We start from the raw sequence: 605 nt of genomic DNA on the forward strand, positions 1-605 counted from the left end.
AGTTGGTCCAGTATCCCCTTGAGGTCCGGTTGCTCCGGTTGCTCCGGTAGGTCCAGTTTCACCTTGCGCTCCGGTTGCTCCGGTTGGTCCGGTTGCTCCAGTATCCCCTTGAGGTCCGGTAGGTCCAGTTTCACCTTGTATTCCTTGAGCACCAGTTGCTCCAGTATCCCCTTGCGCTCCGGTTGCTCCGGTTGGTCCGGTTGCTCCAGTTGCTCCGGTATCCCCTTGAGGTCCGGTAGGTCCAGTTTCACCTTGCGCTCCGGTAGGTCCAGTTTCACCTTGCGCTCCGGTTGCTCCGGTTGGTCCGGTTGCTCCGGTATCCCCTTGCGCTCCGGTTGCTCCGGTTGCTCCGGTATCCCCTTGCGCTCCGGTTGGTCCGGTTGGTCCGGTTGCTCCAGTATCCCCTTGAGGTCCGGTAGGTCCAGTTTCACCTTGCGCTCCGGTTGCTCCGGTTGGTCCAGTTGCTCCGGTATCCCCTTGCGCTCCGGTTGCTCCGGTTGGTCCAGTTGGTCCGGTTGCTCCAGTATCCCCTTGCGCTCCGGTAGGTCCAGTTTCACCTTGTATTCCTTGAGCACCAGTTGGTCCAGTATCCCCTTGAGGTCCGG

1 pseudogene is annotated in these 605 nt (G+C 60.7%); it reads right to left on the minus strand.

The annotated features are described in order from the left end of the window. Nucleotides 1-605 (minus strand): annotated as a pseudogene (locus QVH07_RS17680) (hypothetical protein); the annotation flags it as partial.

It is taken from the genome of Algoriphagus sediminis (assembly GCF_030403435.1).
GTDB classification, from domain to species: Bacteria; Bacteroidota; Bacteroidia; order Cytophagales; family Cyclobacteriaceae; genus Algoriphagus; species Algoriphagus sediminis.